The 19,460-nt window shown below is 73.8% G+C and carries 13 protein-coding genes; 3 read left to right on the forward strand and 10 right to left on the reverse strand.

The genetic code is table 11. The annotated features are described in order from the left end of the window. Positions 1–511 precede the first annotated feature (511 nt). From OGL89_RS03405 to OGL89_RS03415, 3 genes are read right to left on the reverse strand one after another with little or no spacing between them, the layout of a single operon-like run. Positions 512–1,453 (reverse strand): tetratricopeptide repeat protein, encoded by a 942-nt coding sequence (locus OGL89_RS03405; protein WP_263118464.1) that lies wholly within the window; start codon positions 1,451–1,453, stop codon positions 512–514. A 34-nt stretch (positions 1,454–1,487) separates the two neighbouring features. Next, complete coding sequence (locus OGL89_RS03410; RefSeq protein ID WP_263118465.1) at positions 1,488–2,483, reverse strand: hypothetical protein; 996 nt, start codon at positions 2,481–2,483, stop codon at positions 1,488–1,490. Continuing rightward, positions 2,480–4,306, reverse strand: coding sequence for a hypothetical protein (locus OGL89_RS03415; protein WP_263118466.1), 1,827 nt, complete (start codon positions 4,304–4,306; stop codon positions 2,480–2,482). Before OGL89_RS03415 ends, OGL89_RS03410 begins: the two co-directional genes overlap by 4 nt. A gap of 248 nt (positions 4,307–4,554) precedes the next feature. Between OGL89_RS03415 and OGL89_RS03420 the strand changes: the two genes are divergently transcribed. Together OGL89_RS03420 and OGL89_RS03425 are read left to right on the forward strand one after the other, a co-directional pair. Continuing rightward, a complete protein-coding gene (locus OGL89_RS03420; protein WP_263118467.1) occupies positions 4,555–6,900 on the forward strand; it encodes a hypothetical protein in 2,346 nt (781 codons plus the stop codon). Further along, on the forward strand, positions 6,897–7,319 hold the full coding sequence (locus OGL89_RS03425; protein ID WP_263118468.1) for a hypothetical protein: 423 nt from the start codon (positions 6,897–6,899) through the stop codon (positions 7,317–7,319). The genes OGL89_RS03420 and OGL89_RS03425 overlap by 4 nt, the downstream gene beginning before the upstream one ends. 4 nt (positions 7,320–7,323) lie before the next feature. Here OGL89_RS03425 and OGL89_RS03430 read toward each other — a convergent pair whose 3' ends face one another. The 4 genes from OGL89_RS03430 to OGL89_RS03445 all read right to left on the reverse strand — a co-directional run bounded on the left by OGL89_RS03430 (position 7,324) and on the right by OGL89_RS03445 (position 11,075). Further along, positions 7,324–8,097, reverse strand: coding sequence for an alpha/beta hydrolase (locus tag OGL89_RS03430; protein WP_263118469.1), 774 nt, complete (start codon positions 8,095–8,097; stop codon positions 7,324–7,326). Continuing rightward, positions 8,097–8,873 (reverse strand): alpha/beta hydrolase, encoded by a 777-nt coding sequence (locus tag OGL89_RS03435; protein ID WP_263118470.1) that lies wholly within the window; start codon positions 8,871–8,873, stop codon positions 8,097–8,099. The genes OGL89_RS03430 and OGL89_RS03435 overlap by 1 nt, the downstream gene beginning before the upstream one ends. Positions 8,874–9,121: 248 nt before the next feature. Then, a complete protein-coding gene (locus tag OGL89_RS03440; RefSeq protein WP_263118471.1) occupies positions 9,122–9,430 on the reverse strand; it encodes a hypothetical protein in 309 nt (102 codons plus the stop codon). A 190-nt stretch (positions 9,431–9,620) separates the two neighbouring features. Then, positions 9,621–11,075, reverse strand: a complete 1,455-nt coding sequence (locus OGL89_RS03445) for a family 1 glycosylhydrolase (protein ID WP_263118472.1) — start codon at positions 11,073–11,075, stop codon at positions 9,621–9,623. Positions 11,076–11,319: 244 nt separating this feature from the next. Here OGL89_RS03445 and OGL89_RS03450 point away from each other — a divergent pair, with 244 nt between their 5' ends. After that, entirely contained in the window at positions 11,320–12,324 is a 1,005-nt protein-coding gene (locus OGL89_RS03450) for a LacI family DNA-binding transcriptional regulator (protein ID WP_263118474.1), read from the forward strand. 314 nt (positions 12,325–12,638) lie between these two features. On the opposite strand, the gene yicI is transcribed toward OGL89_RS03450, so the two are convergent. The 3 genes from yicI to OGL89_RS03465 all read right to left on the reverse strand — a co-directional run bounded on the left by yicI (position 12,639) and on the right by OGL89_RS03465 (position 19,459). Beyond that, positions 12,639–14,882 (reverse strand): alpha-xylosidase, encoded by a 2,244-nt coding sequence (yicI, locus tag OGL89_RS03455; protein ID WP_263118475.1) that lies wholly within the window; start codon positions 14,880–14,882, stop codon positions 12,639–12,641. Continuing rightward, positions 14,879–16,936, reverse strand: coding sequence for a beta-galactosidase (locus tag OGL89_RS03460; protein ID WP_263118476.1), 2,058 nt, complete (start codon positions 16,934–16,936; stop codon positions 14,879–14,881). The genes yicI and OGL89_RS03460 overlap by 4 nt, the downstream gene beginning before the upstream one ends. 159 nt (positions 16,937–17,095) lie before the next feature. Next, positions 17,096–19,459 carry a glycoside hydrolase family 95 protein gene (locus OGL89_RS03465; protein ID WP_263118477.1) on the reverse strand — a complete coding sequence of 788 codons (2,364 nt, stop codon included), beginning with the start codon at positions 19,457–19,459 and terminating at the stop codon, positions 17,096–17,098. Position 19,460: the final 1 nt, after the last annotated feature.

Genomic DNA, 19,460 nt, shown 5'->3' on the forward strand with positions numbered 1-19,460 from the left:
GGGTCGGACCGCCTGGCAACCAAAAGCTTCAACCCCCCCTTCACCAACCCCATCACGAGGCCAGATCCAAGAAGCCGAGCCATTTGGCATCAACTACTTAGGCACACTGTTGAGTTCTCAAAGAACAGACGCGCATCCCTCACCGCTCTTACGAGCACCTGACCGGAGGCAACCGTTCAAACTTAGCGGACCCGCCCCAGCCGGTCAAGTCCGTCCGGACCCTCCCCACCAGCGAATCCACCCCGGCAGCGCCATCCCCAGGAACCGAAGCTCCCAAGAGGTCTCATACCGAGGGGGTGATCACCCGCGGGGACCAGCCACCGGGTGTGATCCGCGGTGTCCGTTCCTCCCTGCCGGGCGATGTCGAGAACATTACGCAGCGGCCGGAGCGGGCGTCAACTCGCCGAGGGGTGACGGCGGCCACACAGTCGCAGGTCAGACGCGCGGGCGCCGGTACGACGACACCCCCGCCGGTTCCGAGGGGAACGGGCGGGGGTGTCGTCGATCGAGCTCAGTAGAGGGCGCTGGCCAGTGCGCGTCGCGCGGCCTGGACCCGCGGATCCTCCGAGCCGACCACCTCGAACAGGTCGACGAGCCGGGTGCGGATCCGCTCGCGATCGGGCCCGAAGGTGACCCTGATGGTGTCGATCAACCGTCCGAACGCGTCGTCGATCTGGCCCCCGAGGACATCCAGGTCCGCCACCGCCAACTGGGCGTCCACATCTCCCGGGGCGTCGGCCGCCGCCTTCCGCACCGACGCCGGGTCCGCTCCCCTGGTCCGGGTGAGCAGTCCGACCTGCGCCAGACCGGCCTTGGCCAGGTCGTCGCGCGGGTTCTCGCGCAGCGCCTGCTCGTACGCGGCGGTCGCCGCGGGGAAGTCGTCGGCCTCGATCGCGTCGTAGGCGGCCTGGTGCAGGGGCGGGAGCGGCGGCTCCTCGGGCTCGGCGACCGGGGCAGGCGCACCGTCGGTGCCGGGTGCCGAGCCGGTGATGCCGTTCGCCTCGGCGGCCTGCAGCACCTGGTCCAGGACGTCCTTGATCTGCGCGCGCTCGGGCGCGCCCTGGAACAGGGGCAGCGGCTGCCCCGCCAGCACCGCGACCACCGTCGGCACCGACTGGCTCTGGAACGCTGCCGCCACCTGCGGGTTGGCGTCGGCGTCGATCCGAGCCAGCTGCAGGCGACCGCCGTACTCGCCGATCAGGGATCCGAGATCAGTGGCCAAGGTGGTGCTCGCCTCGCTCCAGGAGGCCCAGAGCAGCACGATCACGGGGTGGCCGGTCGAGGACTGCACCAGGGCGGGGAAGCCCTCGGTGTCCACGTCGATCACCCACGGACCGGGCGCGGCCAGTCCCCCGGGCGTCCCGGGCGGCGGAGTGGCCGGCCGGGCCAGGCTCGACAGGTCCACCGCGCCGCGCATGTTGAGCCGGGGTTCGCCGGCCGGGTTCTGGGTCATGCTGCTCTCGCTCCTGCTCTGCTGGGTAGAACGTTCACTCGCCGGTGACGGCGGTCCGGGCGTGCTCGGCGGCCAGCACCTGCACGCCGGTGTCGCTGCCCGCGGGGGGCACGTAGAAGGCGACGACGTCGGTCCAGGTGCGCACCAGGTTCTGGCTGACGCTGTCCTTGCCCGCCAGCGCGGCGTCCAAGGGGTCGTTCAGCGTGATGCTGCCCTGGCTGAGTGCCGCGGTCGTGACGGTGGTCAGCTGCCCGACCACGATCGCTCCCCCGTCGACGGTGCCCAACGCGGTGACCGCCCCGGCCTCGGGGGAGACCGTCTCGGTGACCGTGGCCACCGCCTGCAGACTCTGCACGGTCTGCGCCCGGGCGGCCTCGATCGCGGTGCGGAAGAAGTTGGTCCCGAAGGTCGCGGCGTAGGGCGACGCGTCACCGTTGGTGAGGACGTCGGCGTACTGGCCGACCACGTCCTGGGGCGTGACCAGCAGCGAGTCGTCGTCCGCGGTGATCAGCGGACTGCCGGTGTCCGGCTCGGCGGTGGCGGGCATCTGGACCCCCTCGCCGAGTCGGGCCCAGGCCCAGAGGTGGTAGTCGTCGCGCGGGCTCTCCTGGATCAGCACCAGGAGCAACGGCGCCTGCAGATCCGCCGGCTGCTCGGTCACGACCATCTGGGTCCGCGGCCAGGTCGTGGTGTCCGGGGTGATCGTGGTCTGCGCGGTCGTCGGGATGACCACCGGCGCACGCTCCCCGTTGGTCGCCTGCGCCCGGGTGTACTCCGCACCGCGGATCGCCAGTGCGGGACCGCTCAGCCGCGCGCTGAGACCGGCCGGGTCGAGCGCGCTGTCCCCGGCGGCGAGCACCTCCCCCACCTGCTCGAGGATCGAGGTCGACTGGGTCGCGTCCAGGACGGGCGGCGCCTGCGCGGGGACCGCCTCCGGCTGCGGTTCGGGAACGGGGTTGGCGCAGCCTGCCAGAGCGATCACGGCGGTGAGGGCCAGGGCGAGCGAGCCACGACGTCGGCGGGCGGTCATCGGTCCTCCTCCCGATCGGTGCTGCGGTCGGCTTCGGGCTGGTCGGGCTCGGCGTCGGCGGGGAAGCCCCACATCCGGCGCCACGAGTCGGCGCGCTGGGTGCTGGACAGGCTGTCGTCCTCCTCGTCGACCCCCGGGACCGCCGGTGCGGCGTCGTCGTCGGGTGTCGTGGACGCCCCGGGCGCGGGCGTGGGTCCGTCGGTCGCCGGGGCCGCCGGTTCCTGGTCACGCGAGCGGCGCCACGGCAGGCGGTCGGCGAGCCCGCGGCGGGGCGCCGTCTCGTCGGTGCGCGGCTCGGCGGCCGCATCCCCGGTGTCCGCTCCGCTCGGTGCGGCATCGGGGGCGGCTGTGGCACCGGGCCCGCCCTGGCCGATCGGACGCGCACCGCCGTCCGGACTGCTCGTGGGAGCGCTCGGCGACGAGGGGGATCCGGCTCCCCCGGTCGGGGTCGTGCTCCCGCTCGGGGTCGCGGTCGACGGCGCGGGCGGGGCGACCTGAGTGGACGCTGCTCCGGAGGACGCGCTGTCCGGTGCGGTCGCGGTCGCGTCCGTGCCGGTCTCCTCGGTCGCGGACGGATCGCGTCGACGGCCGAACAACGGGCGACGGCCGCTGCGGGCTCCCGGCGTGCCGGGCTGCTGGTCGACCGCGGTCTCCGCCGGTGCGGGAGCGTCCTCGGTGTGCGAGGAGTCGACCGGGGTGGCCGCACCGACGTCGTCGACCGGTCCCTTTCCTGCCGGGGTCGTCACGGCGGTCGTGCCCGAGCCGGACTCGGTCGGACCGGTCGGGGACGGGTCGGCGGGCGGAGCGGCCGGGATCGGACCGGTCGCCGTGGGGGTCGCCCCGGTCGCCGTGGGGGTCGCCCCGGTCGTCGTCGGGATCGCACCGGTGACGGTCGGGATCGCGCCGGTGACGGTCGGGATCGCACCGGTGGCGCCACGCCGACCGCGGCGGGCGGCGATCGCAGCGGCCTCGGCCTCCCGGATCTGGCGGCGGGTCAGCGGCAGACCGGTGGCCGGGTCGATCGGCGGGATCGTGCCGGTGGTGGCGGGTGCGGGGCCTCCGGTTGCCGGGTCGCCGCCGGGGACCTGCGGGGTCACGACGGCGATCATGCCGGTGGAGACGTCGTGCCAGTCCGCGCCGGAGGCGGAACGCCGGATCCGGATGGCCAGGACGACCGCGACGGCGATCAGCAGGACTCCGGCGGCCACCCCGGGCCACAGCCAGGGAGTGGTCACCTCCTGCGGCCAGGACAGCTCGAGCGTCGGGTCGCTGGCGCCGAGGCTGACCGCCATCAGCGACCAGCGGCCGGACGGGGGTGCAGTCCACTCCAGCGAGGCCGATCCGTCGCCGGTCACCTCGGTGACCCACATGTCCGAACCGGTGGGGTCGGCCGCGGTCCCCGCCTCGGCGGCGTCGGCGGACGCGGACGGGCTGGGCTCGACGGCGTCGGCCGTGGCCTCGGCGGACGCGGTGGCGTCGGCGGACGCGGTCGGCTCCGGGGTGGTGCCGTCGCTCAGCGCCAGGTCGTGCCAGTCGGACAGTCCGGTGACCAGTTGGTGCGGGTCGGTCCCGATCCAGGCCGAGACGTCCGTGTCCCGGCCGACGACCAGGACGACCGGTGAGCCGTCCGCGCGGACGGTGACCGTGACGGGCTCACCCGCGACCTCGAGCACACCGGGTTCGGTGACCAGGGTCGGGGTGTCGGCGGTCGCCGAGGCGACCAGGGGGTCGTCCGCACGCCAGGCGGTCGCCGAGGCGATCCCCAGAGCCGCGGCGGCGAGGCCCAGCAGCCCGAGCAGGGCGGCGATGAGTCGCTGAAGCACGCATGTTCCTTCCTGACGTGACGCACCAGGATAGGCAGCTGAGCAGGCATCCGGACACTTCGGGCACCTCGCGACCGGTTGTCCACGGTCCCGATCGGCCGTCGATGGTCCCCAGGTCCGCACGTCGGCACTGCCTCGACCACCCTGGTGGCGGATACCCTGGATCGCGGACGCCGGCCGTGGCCGCAGCCGTGTGTCCCTCCCGATCCGTCGGGAGCCACCGCTGCCATGCCCCAGGAGGATCTTCCGTGCCAGAGGACCGCATGCTGTTCCCGGTCGTCAATTTCCGCGGTTACGACCGCGAACAGGTCGACAGCCGGATGGCCGAGCTGGAACACGCTCTCGGCGAGGCCCGCTCGCAGGTGTCGTCGCTGGACGAGCGGATGCTGCAGATCTCCGGAGAGCTCTCCGAGGCGCACCGACAGCTCCGGGAGGCGGAGCGTCCCACCTACTCGGGGCTCGGCTCGCGGATCGAGATGCTGCTGCGGTCCGCGGAGGAGCAGTCCTCCGACGTCGTGCAGCAGGCGAACGCGCAGGCCTCCGACGCCCTGGCCCGGGCGCGGCTCGCCGCCGGGCAGCTGCGCGCCCGGGCGGAGAACGAGGTCGCCGAGCTGATCGCCACCGCCAAGCGGGAGGCCACCGAGGAGCGGACCACCGCCCACGCCGAGGCGGAGAGCGTCCTGACCGCGGCCCAGCGCCGTGCGGAGGAGATGGTCGGGTCCGCGGAGCGCGAGGCCGCCCGGATCCAGACCTCCCAGGCCACCGAGTCCAGCGAGCGGCGGGCGAGCCTGGAGCGTGAGCTCGGCACGCTGCGCGCGACCGTGGAGCGGGAGACCACCGAGCTGCGGATCAGCACCGAGCAGACCGCCGAGCAGCTGCGCAGCACCACCGAGGCCGAGACCTCGGCACTGCGCGCCGAGGCCGAGCACTACGACCAGGACCTGCGCCAGCGCGCGGACGCCGACACCTCCGCCCAGCGTCAGCTGGCCGAGTCCGAGACGTCCGAGCAGCGCCGGCAGGCCGCGACCGAGATCGCCGAGCTGCGGACCGAGACCGAGCGGTGGGCGGCCGAACAGCGGTCCACCGCTTCCGCCGAGGCCGCGCAGCTGCGGCAGTCCGTCGGCGAGGAGGTCAACCGGCTGCGCGCCGAGGCCGCCGCCTACGCCGACCAGGTGCGGTCCGCCGCCGAGCGGTCCGCGACCGAGCTGCAGCAGAAGGTCGCCGCCGAGACCAGCGCGGTGCGGGCCGAGGCGGACCAGTACTCCGGGTTCGTGCGGGCCACCGCGGACCGCGAGACCGCCGAGTTCCGGGCCCAGGTCGCGGAGGAGATCGCCGCGACCCGCCAGCAGGCGGAGCAGGAGCTCAGCACGGTGCGCGCGGAGTCCGAGCAGTACGTGGCCGAGCTGCGGGCCACCGCGGAGCGGGAGACCACCGAGCTGCGCGAGCGCACCGACCACGAGACCACGACCCTGCGGGCGCAGGCCGAGCAGTACGCGAACGAGCTGCGCGCCACCGCCGAACGGGAGACCACCGAGCTCCGGGCCACCACCCAGCGTGAGACCGACGAGCTGCGCGCCGACACCCGGCGCGAGACCGACGACCTGCGCGAGCAGACCCGCCTGCAGGTCGAGCGCCAGCTGACCGAGGCCGGCCGCCAGGCCGAGGAGCTCGCCGGCCGGGCGCGGACCGAGGCGGACACGCTCCAGCAGCGGGCCCGCCAAGCCCTGGCCGATGCCGAGCTCTCGATCGCGACCCAGCGGGAGGAGGCCGAGCGCGCCGACGCCGAGCGGCACGCGGTCGCCCGTACCGAGACCGAGAAGCTGGTCTCCGACGCGGAGGCGCACGCCGCCGCGGCCGAGCAGCGGGTGGCGAAGGCGCTCGAGCAGGCCGAGAGGGTCCGGCTCGACTCGCAGAACCAGGCCAAGGAGCTGCTGTCCAACGCCCGGCAGAACGCCGACCGGGTCGTGGCCGAGGCGCGCGAGCACGCCGAGAAGACGCTGTCCGAGTCGATGAGCGAGGCCGAGCGCGAGCGGACGACCGCCCAGCGTCAGGTCGAGGACCTGAACCGTCAGCGCGAGTCGATCACCAGCTACCTGGACGAGCTGCGGAATCTGCTCGGATCCGACCCGGTGCCCAACCGCCAGACCCTGGAGCGGGCGGACAAGGCGCAGGCCAAGTTCGAGCGCGAGGCCACGCCCGCGGCGGCCAAGCCCGCGCGGACCCCGGCCAAGTCCAAGGCGCGGCCGGCTCCGGTGTCGGCAGCCGGTCCGAAGAAAGCAGCGGCCCAGCCGATCGAGGAGACCGACGAGGCCGCGACGACGGCGACCCAGGACGACGCCGGGACCTCGGGCGAGGCGAAGGCACCGGAGGACGTGCAGGGCACGGAGGCGGTGCAGGCCACGCAGACGGCGGGGAGCACGGAGGCCACCACGGGGACGGAGGCCGAGCCGGCCGCCTCGGGCGAGGACCGCTCCGGCGCCGGCCGTCCCGAGGACAGCTCCGACGAGGACAGGTCCGGCGGAGATGACTCCGACGGCACCGTGACCTCGGTCGAGCCGGCGACCGACGACCGGTCCGGGGCCGAGCAGAAGTGACCGGGTCCGCGGCCGCCGACTGGCGGGATCGACGCCGGGAGGCGGCCACGGCACACGAGGCGGCGCTGCTCGCTCGGCAGCGTGCCGAATCCGATCGCGCCCGGGCGTTGATCCAGGGGTTCCTGGTCGACGCCCGAGCGCGCGGGGTGAGGCCGGAGCCACTGCGCGCTCAGGGCTACGGCGGCCGGGGATCGTTCCGCACCGGGATCGACGGGTGGTACCTGCGCCGCGACCGCACGGTGGCGATCGGGACCGACGGGGAGTTCTACGTGCTCACCGTGCCGGGATCGCTCGGTGCCCGGTGGCGTGGGGTGCACCTCGAGCCGCAGGACCCGCCGCTGGTGATCGGTGCCGGGGGCAAGGACGGGGAGTCGCTGGACCTGCCGCTCGCCCTGTCCCGGGTGCTGGGCGACGACTGAACGGTCAGAGCCGGGCGAGCAAGTCGTTCAGCGCGCCCGCGACGGCCTCCGGCTGCTCGACGGCGGTGAGGTGTCCCGCTGCGGGCACGACGACCGCTGTCACGCCGAGCTCCGCGGCCATCAGCTCGGCCTGCTCCGGCGGAGTGGGGCCGTCCTCGGCACCGACCAGCACCAGTGCGGGCGCGGTCCAGCCGCGGAGCACCGCCGTCCGGTCCGGGCGAGCGGCCATCGCTCGCTGGGACCAGGCGATCCCCGCGGGGGCCTGGTCGTCGATCCACCCGGTCACGACGTCGACGAGCGCGGGACGCTCGGCCAGCGTCGTGGCGCCGAGCAGTGACCGGGCCATGCCACGTACCGGGTCGACCGAACCGGTGCGCTCGGCCTCGTCCGCGATCCGTCGGCGGTGGGCGGCGGCCTCGTCGGTGTCGGCGACCGCCTTGGTGTCCAGGAGCGCGAGTCCGGCGACCAGCTGCGGGTGCCGCTCGGCGAGCGCGAGTGTCACGTAGCCGCCCATCGACAGTCCGGCGATCACCGCGGGGCCGGGCAACGCCGCCGCGACCGCATCCGCGGCGGCCTCGACCGACGGGGTGGCGTCCGTGCGCGCGTCGGGGAGGCCCGCCGCGCCCATACCGGGCAGGTCGAAGGCCAGGACCGGGGTCCCGTCGGACACGAGCGGCGCCAGCCCGGACCACATCCGCGCGTCGACCGGGAAGGCGTGCAGCAGGACCAGCGGGGTGCGGCCCGGATTCCCGGGACGCAGGGTGTGCTGGACGATCATCAGCCCTCCTCGGTCCGGGGCTCCGGGTCGGCCTGCTGCACGGGGCCGTCCCAGGTGGTGGGCAGCGGGAGGGCGAACCCGGGCCGGACGTGGCCGACGATCTCGTCCAGGACCCGGCGGACGTAGGGCTCGCCGACCCACAGGTGCTTGGCGCCGTCGATGCCGATGACCTCGGCCTGGCGCACCCGGGCGAATCGGCGGCGCGCCTCGTCGGGGCGCAGGTAGTCGTCGTGCTCGGGGACCAGCGCCACCAGCGGACGGCCGTCGGCGTCCCAGGCGTCCAGGTCGGTGTCCGTCGCGCGGTGCAGGGGCGGGGAGAGCAGGATCGCGCCCTCGATCAGCGGGTCGAGTCCGTGCATCAGGGTGAGCTCGGTGCCGAAGGACCAACCGACCAGCCAGGGGTGCGGCAGGTCGCGGAACTCGGCGAACTCGATCGCGGCGTGCACGTCGAAGCGCTCGGAGCGGCCCTCGTCGAAGCTGCCCTCGCTGGTGCCGCGCGGGCTGCTGGTGCCTCGGGTGTTGAACCGCAGCACCGCGATGTCGGCGAGGGCGGGCAGCCGCCACGACGCCTTGCGCAGCACGTGCGAGTCCATGTACCCGCCGTGCGTGGGCAGGGGGTGCAGCGTGACCAGCGTGGCGGCCGGGGTGCGGGGCGTGCCGTCGGGGTCGACCGGGAGCGCGAGCTCCCCGACCAGGGTCAGGCCGTCGGCGGTGTGCAGCTCGATGTCCTCCCGATGTGCGGGCAGGACGGTCAGGGATCGGATCTCGGCGCTCATCGCCGCCGAGCCTACGCGCCCGTCGAGAAGCCGGTTCGTGTCGGCCCGCGGGCGATCTGGGCGACGTGAGGTGGCTTCTCGGCGGCCGGGGCGCACGGAGGAATGGGCTCTCGCGCGACATGGGGCGCGTGGAGTGAGGGAGCGCGCGGGACGGAGTGCGCGGAGTGCGGGTGCGCGGGGAACGGAGCGCGCGGAGTGCGAGGAACGGGGCACGCGGAGTGACCGCGCGCGGGGAACGGGTCGCGGTGTCAGCGGGTCGGGCGGCGGCGGAGCCGGGCCTCCCAGCAGGAGGTGTGCCAGTGCCGGCGGTTCTCCAGCGCGGCGGTGTCGCCGAGGATGCCGTCCGCCTGCCAGGCGACGACGTGCGGGGTGCCGGTCGCGATCAGCTGGTCGCAGCCGGGGCAGCGGAAGGTGCGGTCGGAGCCACGGACCCGTTGGGTGGTCCACTCGCCGTCGGGTCCGGACTCCGCGCGACGGATGCCACCGACCCGGTCGAGGTCGAGCGGAACGTGCTCGGCGCTGTAGGGGCGCTTGCCGGAGCGACGGGAACGGGGCACGGGTCCATCTTCCCCGATCGCGCACGGTGCGGCGACGAGGTGCGGGGACCTCGGTCGCACGACCTGTGCGCGCTGTTCGGCGGATCGCCCCACGACCGGGTCGATCGGGAACGACGGCCCCCGGGCGCAGCGCACCGCCCGCCACCGAAGGGTCGGGGGCGGGCGGTGCGCGGTGTCCGGCTCCGGCCGGTCAGGTCAGATCGGCGGCCGTCTCGGCCGGGGCGATGGCACCGGTGCGGATCAGCTCGGCGTACCAGAGCGCGGAGTCCTTGGGGATCCGCTCCAGGGTGTCGTAGTCGACCCGGACGATCCCGAACCGGCGGTCGTAGCCGTAGGCCCACTCGAAGTTGTCGAACAGCGACCAGACGAAGTAGCCGCGCACGTCGGCGCCCTGGTCCATCGCGGCGCCCACGGCGTCGATGTGGTCGTGCAGGTAGCTGACCCGGTCCAGGTCGTGCACCCGTCCGTCGGCGGAGACCTCGTCGGCGAAGGCGGCACCGTTCTCGGTGATGGCCATCGGCAGTCCGGGGTAGCGCTGGTGCAGCGAGACCAGCAGGTCGGTCAGGCCCTGCGGCTCCTGGTTCCAGCCCATCGCGGTGTGGGGACCGGGCTGCGGGAGCCACTCGACGTCCTCGGCACCGACCCAGGTGCTGACCGCGGAGGACTTGTGGCCGTCGACGCCGGGGCTGCCGTCACCGACCTTGGCCTCACCCTGCAGGCGGCGGACCCGCCCGGTGGAGTAGTAGTTGACGCCGAGCAGGCTGAGCGGCTGGTGGATCAGGTCGAGGTCGCCGTCCTGGACGAAGGACCAGTCGGAGATCGCGGCGGTCTGAGCGAGGACCTCCTCCGGGTAGTGGCCGTCCAGGATGGGCTGCAGGAAGACTTCGTTGGCGATCAGGTCGATCTTGTGGCGCGCGGCGAGGTCCTCGGCCGACTCGGAGTCGGCGCGGGTGACGTGCAGGTTGAGCGTGATCGAGATCGTGGTGTCCTCGCCGAGCACCTCGCGGATCGCGGTCGATGCCAGGCCGTGCGCCAGGTTGAGGTGGTGGACGGCGGCGAGCGAGGCGGCCTGGTCCTGGCGGCCCGGGGCGTGCACCCCGGAGGCGTAGCCCAGATACGCGGAGCACCACGGCTCGTTCAGGGTGGTCCAGATCTCGATCTTGTCGCCCAGGACCTCGGCCATCTTGCGGGCGTAGTCGGCGAACAGCTCGGCGGTGCGCCGGTTGGTCCAGCCGCCCTGGTCCTCCAGCGGTTGCGGCAGGTCCCAGTGGTAGAGCGTGACGACCGGGTTGATCCCGGCGGCGAGCAGCCGGTCGACCAGATCCACGTAGAAGGCGATGCCCTCGGCGTTCCACTCCCCCGAGCCGTCGGGCTGGACCCGCGGCCAGGAGATGGAGAACCGGTAGGCCTCCAGCCCGATCTGCTGCATCAGGGCGATGTCCTCGGGCACCCGGTGGTAGTGGTCGTCGGCGACCAGGCCGGTGTCGCCGTTGAGCACGGCACCGGGAACGGCGGCGAAGGTGTCCCAGATGGACGGGCCACGACCACCCTCGGTGGCGGCACCCTCGATCTGATAGGCGGCGGTGGCCGAGCCCCAGACGAAGTCGGCGGGGAACTGGCGTCCGGACGGTCGGGTGGAGCTCATGCGGATCCTTCGGATCGGTGGGTGGCCGGGCGTCCGGTCCCCGGGCGCGGGGCCACGGTGCGGACGACGATGTCGGCGGGTGTCGAAACGATACGATAGCGCGGTGGGAACGCTCCCGCGACCCTCCCGACGACGTGTCGACATCGGGTTCGACGACCGGGCGCGTCGCTGGCGGCACGAGGGGCGCCATCACGGGGCGGGACGCGGTCGAATCGCTTCGCCACCGCGCACTAGGGTGTCGGCCATGGCGACGATCGACGAGGTGGCGAAGGCCGCGGGGGTCTCGGCCTCCACGGTGAGCTACGTGCTCAGCGGTAAACGACCGATCTCGCCGCGGACCCGGGAACGGGTGGAGCGCACCATCCGCGACCTCGGCTACCGACCCCATGCCGGTGCCCGCGCCCTGGCTTCCAGCCGGAGCAACATCATCGCCCTGATGGTGCCGTTCCGGCCCGGGATCAACGTCCAGATCATCATGCAGTTCGTCGGCGGGGTGGTGACCGCGGCCCGCGCGCACGACCACGACGTCCTGCTGCTCACCCAGGACGACAGCAACGGGGTGGACCGGGTGGCGTCGTCGTCGATGGCCGACGCGATCATCGTGATGGACGTCGAGGCCGAGGACGAGCGGCTGCCCGCCCTGCGCGCCCTGAAGCAGCCGTCGGTCCTGATCGGTGTGCCCTCCGACCCGAGCGGGCTGTCCTGCGTGGACCTGGACTTCACCGCCGCCGGGCGGTCGGCGGTCCGCACGCTCACGGACGCGGGCCACCGCCGGCTCGCCCTGATCGGTGCCTCGCAGGAGCGGATCGACCGCCGGGCGAACTATGCGATCCGGATGCGGGCCGGGGTGGCTGAGGAGTCGGAGCTGCGCGGGGCCGAGGTCACCATGCTGCCGTGCGACCCGCACTTCGCCGGCGGCGTCGCGGCCCTGGAGCGGGTGCTGGACGAGACCCCGGGCGTCACCGGGCTGGTGGTGCACAACGAGCTGGCGCTGCCCGGCGTGATGTCGGCGCTGGAGCGACGCGGGGTGCGGGTGCCGGAGGACATCTCGGTGGTGGCGATCGGCGCCGCGGACACCGGCACCGCGCTCCCCCGGCCGCTGACCGGGATCGACGTGCCGGGCGAGGACATCGGCCGGGTCGCACTGGAGATGGCGATGGCCCAGCTGGAGGGTGACGCACTGGCCAGCACCCGGCTGGTGTCGCCGCAGGTCACCGACCGCGGATCGGTCACGCCGCCCACGGACTGACAGCCCGGCCGTCGTCCGAGGTCGGTAGTCGCACCCGAGCTCGGCAGTTCAGCCCGAGGTCGGCAGTCGGCCAGGGGATTCGTGGCCGGAAGTGCCGCACTCGACGCGGGCAGGGGCGGCGGGCCGGGGCCTGCAGGCGCTGGAACTCCGGCGATCACGCCTCGCGGGCCAAGTGCCCGGCCTGGGTCCGGGTCCCACGGAGCCAGGAACCAAGCGCCAAGCGCCAAGCGCCAAGCGCCAAGAGGCCACGAGGCCACGAGGCCACGAGGCCAAGGTCGTGCGGTGCCGGGTCGCCCCGGCACCGCACACCCTGCTCAGAGCGTGAACTCGGCCCGGTCGCCCTCGGCGGCGATCACCCGGTCGCCGATCCGGACCGACCACGGAGCGGAGGCCCCGGTGGCAGTGGCGGTGACGGTGTCACCGGAGCGCACCACCCGGAAGGACACCGCACCCACGACCGTGGTGGAGTCGTGCCCGTCGGCCGGTTCGAACACGCGCAGGGTGACCCCGTCGGCGTGGTCGTAGTCCGGGCGGTCGGTGCGGGCGCCCACCGGGAGCACGCTGTCCGGCCGGGCGAGCAACGGCACCGACAGGAAGTCGTGCCGCTGACGGTGCCAGCGCGGACCGACCACGGTGGAGTCGTCGATCAGGCTGGTCCAGGTGCCCTCCGGCACGTAGACGTCGACCTCGCCGTCGGCGGAGAACACCGGGGCGACCAGCAGGTTCTCGCCGAGCATGTACTGGGTGTCGACGGTGGCCGTCGCCGGGTCCTCCGGGAACTCCAGCAGCATCGGGCGCATCACGGGCAGACCGTCGGTGTGCGCCGTCCGGCCGACCCGGGACAGGTACGGCATCAGGGACAGCTTGAGCTCGGTGAACCGGCGGGTGACCTCGACGGCCTCCTCGTCGAAGGCCCACGGCACCCGGTAGGAGTCCGATCCGTGCAGCCGGGAGTGGCTGGACAGCAGGCCGAAGGCCAGCCAGCGCTTGAACACCGCCGGGTCCGGGGTGCCCTCGAACCCGCCGATGTCGTGCGACCAGTAGCCGAAGCCGCTCATCGACAGCGACAGCCCGCCGCGCAGCGACTCGGCCATCGAGACGAAGGTCGACTCGCAGTCTCCGCCCCAGTGCACCGGGAACTGCTGACCGCCCGCGGTGGCGGACCGGGCGAACAGCACAGCCTCACCCTCGCCGCGCTCGGCGACCAGCAGGTCGAAGACGGCCTGGTTGTAGAGGTGCGTGTAGTAGTTGTGCATCGCCTGCGGGTCGGAGCCGTCGTGCCAGACCACGTCGGTCGGGATCCGCTCGCCGAAGTCGGTCTTGAAGCAGTCGACGCCGAGGTCGAGCAGCGCACGCAGCTTGCCCTGGAACCAGGCCACCGCGTCCGGGTTGGTGAAGTCGACCAGCGCCATGCCGGCCTGCCACATGTCCCACTGCCAGACCGAGCCGTCCGGGTTCTTCACCAGGTAGCCGAGCTCGCGGCCCTCATCGAACAGGTAGCTGCGCTGGGCGATGTACGGGTTGATCCAGACGCAGACCTTGAGGTCGCGCTCGTGCAGCCGGGTCAGCAGCCCCTGCGGGTCCGGGAAGGTCGCCGGGTCCCAGACGAAGTCGCTCCAGTGGAACTGCCGCATCCAGAAGCAGTCGAAGTGGAAGACGCTGAGCGGCAGCCCGCGGTCGGCCATCCCGTCGATGAAGGACATCACGGTGTCCTCGTCGTAGGAGGTGGTGAAGGAGGTGGACAGCCACAGGCCGTAGGACCAGTCCGGCACCGCGGCGGGCCGGCCGGTGAGCGCGGTGTAGCGGCGCAGCACGTCCTTGGGGGTCGGTCCGGCGACGACGTAGTAGCGCAGGCGCTGGCCCGGCACGCTGAACTGGGTGCGGGAGACCGCCTCGGAGCCGATCTCGAACGAGACGTGCTCGGGGTGGTCGACGAAGACGCCGTAGCCCTTGTCCGACAGCAGGAAGGGCACGTTCTTGTACGCCTGCTCGGAGGAGGTGCCGCCGTCGGCGTTCCAGATGTCGACGGTCTGCGAGTTCTTGACGAACGCGGTGAACCGCTCGCCCAGACCGTAGACGTGCTCGCGCACGCCCAGGTCCAGCTGCTCGCGGACGTAGGGGGTGCCGTTGTCGTCGACGACGGCCAGCCCGCGGGCGTCCGAGCCGGTGACCCGGCGACCGTCGACCGCGATGTCCAGCGACCAGCCGCCCTCGGTGGCGACGGTGGCGGTGAGGTTGCCGGTGGTGAGGGTGGCGGGGCCCTGCTCCGGGCGCTCGACGGTGGCGACCGGCAGGCCGCCGTCGTTGATCGCGAAGTGCGGACCGCGGTCGACCCCGCCCCGGAAGTGCTCCACGGTCACGCCGAGCACGCCCTCCGCCGGGGAGTCCAGCGTGATGGTGACCAGCGGGCGGTTCAGGGTGTCTCCGCGCTTGGTCAGCCGAGCGGTGGCGGCGTAGACGGTGAGCGTGCCGTCGCCGGCCACCACCTCGTCGATGCCGACCGGCTTGAGCATGCTCACTCCGGGTCGGGTCATCCAGTAGCCGTCGGTGAACTTCATCGATCCTCCTCGATCAGGGCGACGGCGGACTCGGCCGGAAGCACGAGGTCGCCGGGGGTGCGGGTGCCGCCGATCAGGTCGGTGGCGGGGAAGGGCAGTCGGACCGTGCGGGTCTCGACGCCGTGGTTCAGCAGGAAGAGCACGTCGCCGCGGCGGATCGCCTCGACGTCCGGCGGGCAGGCCACCGGGCCGTGCACACCGGCGGCGTCGGCGCAGTCCCGCAGGATCCGGGCCAGCACGTCGGAGGGCGGGACGGTGGACAGGTACCAGGCCTGGCCCCCGCTCGGGTGCAGCCGCCGGGTGATCGCCGGGCGACCGGCCAGTCCGGCATCGGCGTACCACGCCAGCACCTCGGCGCCGTCGGCACGCAGCAGTTCGGACCAGGTCACGGCGCGGAAGTCGCCGAACCGGTCGCTGCGCACCTGGGCACCGGTCTCCGGCAGGGGGCGGTGCTGCTCGCCGCTGACCCCGAGCACCTCGGCCCACGGTCCGGGGAACCGACCGGCCCGCACGTGGGCGTCGGGATCGGCGACCGCGGAGAACGGGCCGACGAGCAGCACTCCCCCGCGCTCGGGCACCCGGGCCAGGTTGGCCGCGTCGGCGTCCGAGACCAGGTAGAGCCCCGGTACGACGACCAGGTCGTAGCCGTCGAGCTCCCCGCCGGGGTGCACGACGTCGACTGCGATGCCTTCGCGCCAGAGCGGCTCGTACGCGGCGAGCAGCTGGTCGACGGCGTCCATCCGGTCGCTCGGACTGCCCGGCGCGCGACCGGCCCACCAGGACTGCCAGTCGAAGACCAGCGCGGCGCGGGCGTCGACCCGGGTGCCCGCGACCCGACGCAGCCGCGACAGCACGGCGCCCTGGTCGACCACGGAGCGGTGCAGGTCGGTGTCCGGCCCGGCGTGCGGCAGCATCGCGGAGTGGAAGCGCTCGGCACCGGCCACCGAGGCCCGCCACTGGAAGTAGCAGATCGCGTCCGCCCCGTGCGCGACCGCTCGCAGGGAGTCGACCAGCATGGTCCCGGCGGAGCGCGGCAGGTTGTGCGGCCGCCAGTTCACCGCGCTGGTGGCCTGCTCCATCAGCGCCCACGGCCGACCGTCGCCGAGCGACCGCATCAGGTCGTGGGTGAGGGCGGCACGGGCCGGGCTGCGGGGGTCGGCCGGGTCCGCGTACCAGTCGTCGGCGACGACATCGAGGTCGCCGGCCCAGCTCCGGTAGTCGACCAGTGGGAAGAAGCCCATGAAGTTGGTGGTCACCGGAACGCCCGGAGCCAGCTCCCGCAGCAGGTCGGCCTGCACCCGGTACAGGTCGCGCAGCTGGTCGGAGGCGAACCGGCGGTAGTCCAGCTCCTGGGTGGGGTTGTGCAGGTACGGCGCGGTGCGCGGCGGGACGACCTCGGACCAGCGGCCGTGGTGCTGCGACCAGAACGCGGTCCCCCACGCGCGGTTCAGCTCGTCCAGGGTGCCGTAGCGCTGCCGCAGCCAGCCGCGGAACGCCTCGGCGCACAGGTCGCAGTAGCAGACCTGGCCGAACTCGTTGCCGACGTGCCACATGCTCAGTGCGGGGTGATCGGCGTACCGCTCCGCGAGCACCCGGACGATCCGCAGCACGTGCTCGCGGAAGACCGGCGAGGTCGGGCAGAAGTGATTGCGGGAGCCGTGACTCATCCGCACGCCGTCCGGGTTCACCGCGGAGGTCTCCGGGTGGTCGACCGCCAACCAGGGCGGTGCCGAAGCGGAGGGGGTCGCCAGGTCGACCGCGATCCCGGCCTCGGCGAGCAGGTCGAGCACCCGGTCCAGCCACGCCAGGTCGAGGGCACCGGGCTGCGGTTCGAGCCTCCCCCAGGAGAAGACGCCGACCGTGACCAGGTTGACCCCGGCGGCCGTCATCAGCGCGACGTCCTCCGGCCAGACCTCGGCGGGCCACTGCTCGGGGTTGTAGTCACCGCCGTAGAGCAGGCCGCGTCCGGCCACGAGTGCGGTGAAGGACGCCTGACCGGCCGCACGCGCGGTGGGGTCGGCGGGCGGGGCGTGGGGGGCGGGATCAGGCTGCACCGTGCGTCATTGCCTCGGGGTCGGGCTCCGATCGACGGGACGTCGAAGCGCTTCGATTGACGGGGTCGACTGTAGCAATCAGGAGGGAACGATGTCGAGGTCCGGGAGAGGTGGCGGCCCTGCTCGGCTGCTGCGATGCCGCAGCGCGCCGACCTGCCCTCACACCGGCACCCGCACCGGCTTCCCGGCGGCCAGCTCGACGCGCCAGAGCCGGTGCCGCCACCGGACCTCGCACGGTCCCGCCGAGCGCGCGGACAGCGCCGTGAGCTCGACCGCGCGCGGGACGGCCGCCGTCCACTGCAGAGCGACCGCGACGCCGGGGTGCACGATCAGACCGTGCACCTCCCCCGCCTCCGCGAGCGCCGCCGGGAGCGCCGGCAACAGGCGGATCGTCCCGTCGACACCGCTGACCAGAAGCTCGGCCACCGCCGCGGTGAGGCCGAGGTTGCCGTCGATCTGGAACGGCGGGTGGGCGGCGAACAGGTTCCGGTAGACGCCCCCGGCGTGCGGGCCTCGGGCCTCCGGTGCCGGGCGCGACGGCCCGGCCGGCTCCGGATCGTCGTCCCACGCCGCACGCAGCGCCAGGCCGAGCACCCGGCCGGCCCGTTCGCCGTCGCCCAGCCGCGCCCACAACGCCGCCTTCCAGGCCACCGACCAGCCGGTGGAGTCGTCACCGCGCCGGTCCAGGGTCGCCGCCACGGCCTCGGCGTGCTCTCCGGGCCCCTCCCCGGGATAGGCGAACACCAGAGCAGACACGTGCCGGTGCTCCGGCTCGACCTCGACCCGAGGGCCGTCCCACTCGCGCACGGTCCCGTCGTCGGCGACCACCGGTCCGGGGACCCGGGGCAGGGCGGCGTCCAGTTCGGCCAGCACCGGGTGCGACTCCCCCAGCTCGGTCGCCAGACCGCGCACGGTCGCGGCCAGCTCGTGCAGCAGCGCCCGGTCCATCCCGGATCCCCGGGTCAGCGAGGCCGGACCGCGCGGGGTGTCGAAGCGGTTCTCCGGCGAGGTCGACGGCCAGCTCGCGAGCGTGCCGTCCGGACGCTCGGTCAGCAGGTCCAGCGCACCCTGCGCGGCACCGACTGCGAGCGGCCAGAGCCGCGCACGCCAGGCGTCGTCGACCACGCCGAGTCGTCGCAGCTCGTCGAGCTGGCGCACCAGCCACACCCCACCCATCGGCCACAGTGCCCAGGACGCGTCCCCGGCGGTCGGGCGGGTGTTCGCCCAGGCGTCGGTGTTGTGGTGCGCCACCCAGCCCCGCGCGCCGTACAACCGCCGGGCGGTGTCCGCGCCGTGCACCGCGAGCGCCTCGGCCAGCTCGAGCAGCGGCTCGGCGGTCTCGGCCAGGCCGGTGGGCCCGGCCGGCCAGTAGTTCATCTCGGTGTTGATGTTCAGGGTGTACGCGCTGGACCACGGCGGCCGCAGGTCGTCGTTCCACAGGCCCTGGAGGGTGGCGGGCAGACCACCCGGGCGGGACGCGGCGATCAGCAGGTACCGGCCGTAGTCGGCGAGCAGCGCCAGCAGGTCCGGGTCACCGGCCAGCGGGCCGTCCGGGTGGCGCTCGGCGTGCCGCACCCGGAGATCGGTGTCGGTGCCGGAGTCCGGCCTCGGGATCCCGAGGGACAGCCCGAACCGGTCCATCAGTCCGCGGTGGTCCGCGAGGTGCCGCTCACGCAGCTCGGACCAGGTGGCGGACGCGGTCGCCGCCAGCACGGCCGTGGCCCGGTCGGCCGCGACCCCGTGCGGACAGCCGCCGATCCGGTCGAAGGTGGTCGCGGTCGCAAGTCGGAGCTCCAGGACCCGGACCCCGACCAGCCTGACCCCGTCCGCCGTGGTGACATGGGTGCCGTCGTGCCGCCAGGAGAGCGCGACCGCACCGGTCAACGGGGTCACGCCGTCGACCTGCCAGGTGAGCGCGGGCTCGTCCGGCTCGTGCCCGGGAGCGACATCCGCCGGGAGGGTCATCCGCAGCACGGCGCCGTCCGCGTCGACCGTCAGCTCCGGTGCGCCCAGCGGGGTGGTCAGCGACAGGTCGAGGTCCACCGGGTCGTCGCTGGTCAGACGGTGCACCAGGAGGCCGTCCGGCGCGCTGAGGAAAGTGCGGTGCCGCAGGGCTCCCGCGGTGACCAGGTGCTCCCCGTCACGCAGCCGGAGTCGCCGCTCGACCGGGGCCGCGGAGTGGTCGATCCGCAGCACCAGGTCGGCGAACGGCAGGTAGGCCTGGACGTAGTCCTGCTGCAGCGCGGACAGCGCACGTTCGGCGTCCACGATCCGCCCCTGGTCCCACAGCGCCGCGGCCTCGGCACGTGCGCGGGCGGCCTCCTCGGCGGGGAGCGTCCCACGCCGAGCGGCCGACCCCACGCCGCCGGACCAGGCGGTGCCGTCGTTCAGCTGCAGGTGCAGCCGGTCGGCGGCGGCCAGCACCATCGCTCCGGTGCGGCCGTTCCCGAGCGGGAGCCCGTCCAGCCAGCCCGCACTGGGCCGGCCGTACCGCAGCTCCCGCCCGGGGTGGTCGATCGTCATC

This window comes from Cellulomonas sp. RIT-PI-Y (genome assembly GCF_025642745.1).
Classification (GTDB): Bacteria; Actinomycetota; Actinomycetes; order Actinomycetales; family Cellulomonadaceae; genus Cellulomonas.

What these genes read in the sequence shown, in the direction of transcription:
- OGL89_RS03405 (WP_263118464.1), bottom strand. Translation starts at nt 1,453, where the DNA reads ATGACCCAGAACCCGGCCGGCGAACCCCGGCTCAACATGCGCGGCGCG.
- OGL89_RS03410 (WP_263118465.1), bottom strand. Translation starts at nt 2,483, where the DNA reads ATGACCGCCCGCCGACGTCGTGGCTCGCTCGCCCTGGCCCTCACCGCC.
- OGL89_RS03430 (WP_263118469.1), bottom strand. Translation starts at nt 8,097, where the DNA reads ATGATCGTCCAGCACACCCTGCGTCCCGGGAATCCGGGCCGCACCCCG.
- OGL89_RS03435 (WP_263118470.1), bottom strand. Translation starts at nt 8,873, where the DNA reads ATGAGCGCCGAGATCCGATCCCTGACCGTCCTGCCCGCACATCGGGAG.
- OGL89_RS03445 (WP_263118472.1), bottom strand. Translation starts at nt 11,075, where the DNA reads ATGAGCTCCACCCGACCGTCCGGACGCCAGTTCCCCGCCGACTTCGTC.
- OGL89_RS03450 (WP_263118474.1), top strand. Translation starts at nt 11,320, where the DNA reads ATGGCGACGATCGACGAGGTGGCGAAGGCCGCGGGGGTCTCGGCCTCC.
- yicI (WP_263118475.1), bottom strand. Translation starts at nt 14,882, where the DNA reads ATGAAGTTCACCGACGGCTACTGGATGACCCGACCCGGAGTGAGCATG.
- OGL89_RS03465 (WP_263118477.1), bottom strand. Translation starts at nt 19,459, where the DNA reads ATGACGATCGACCACCCCGGGCGGGAGCTGCGGTACGGCCGGCCCAGT.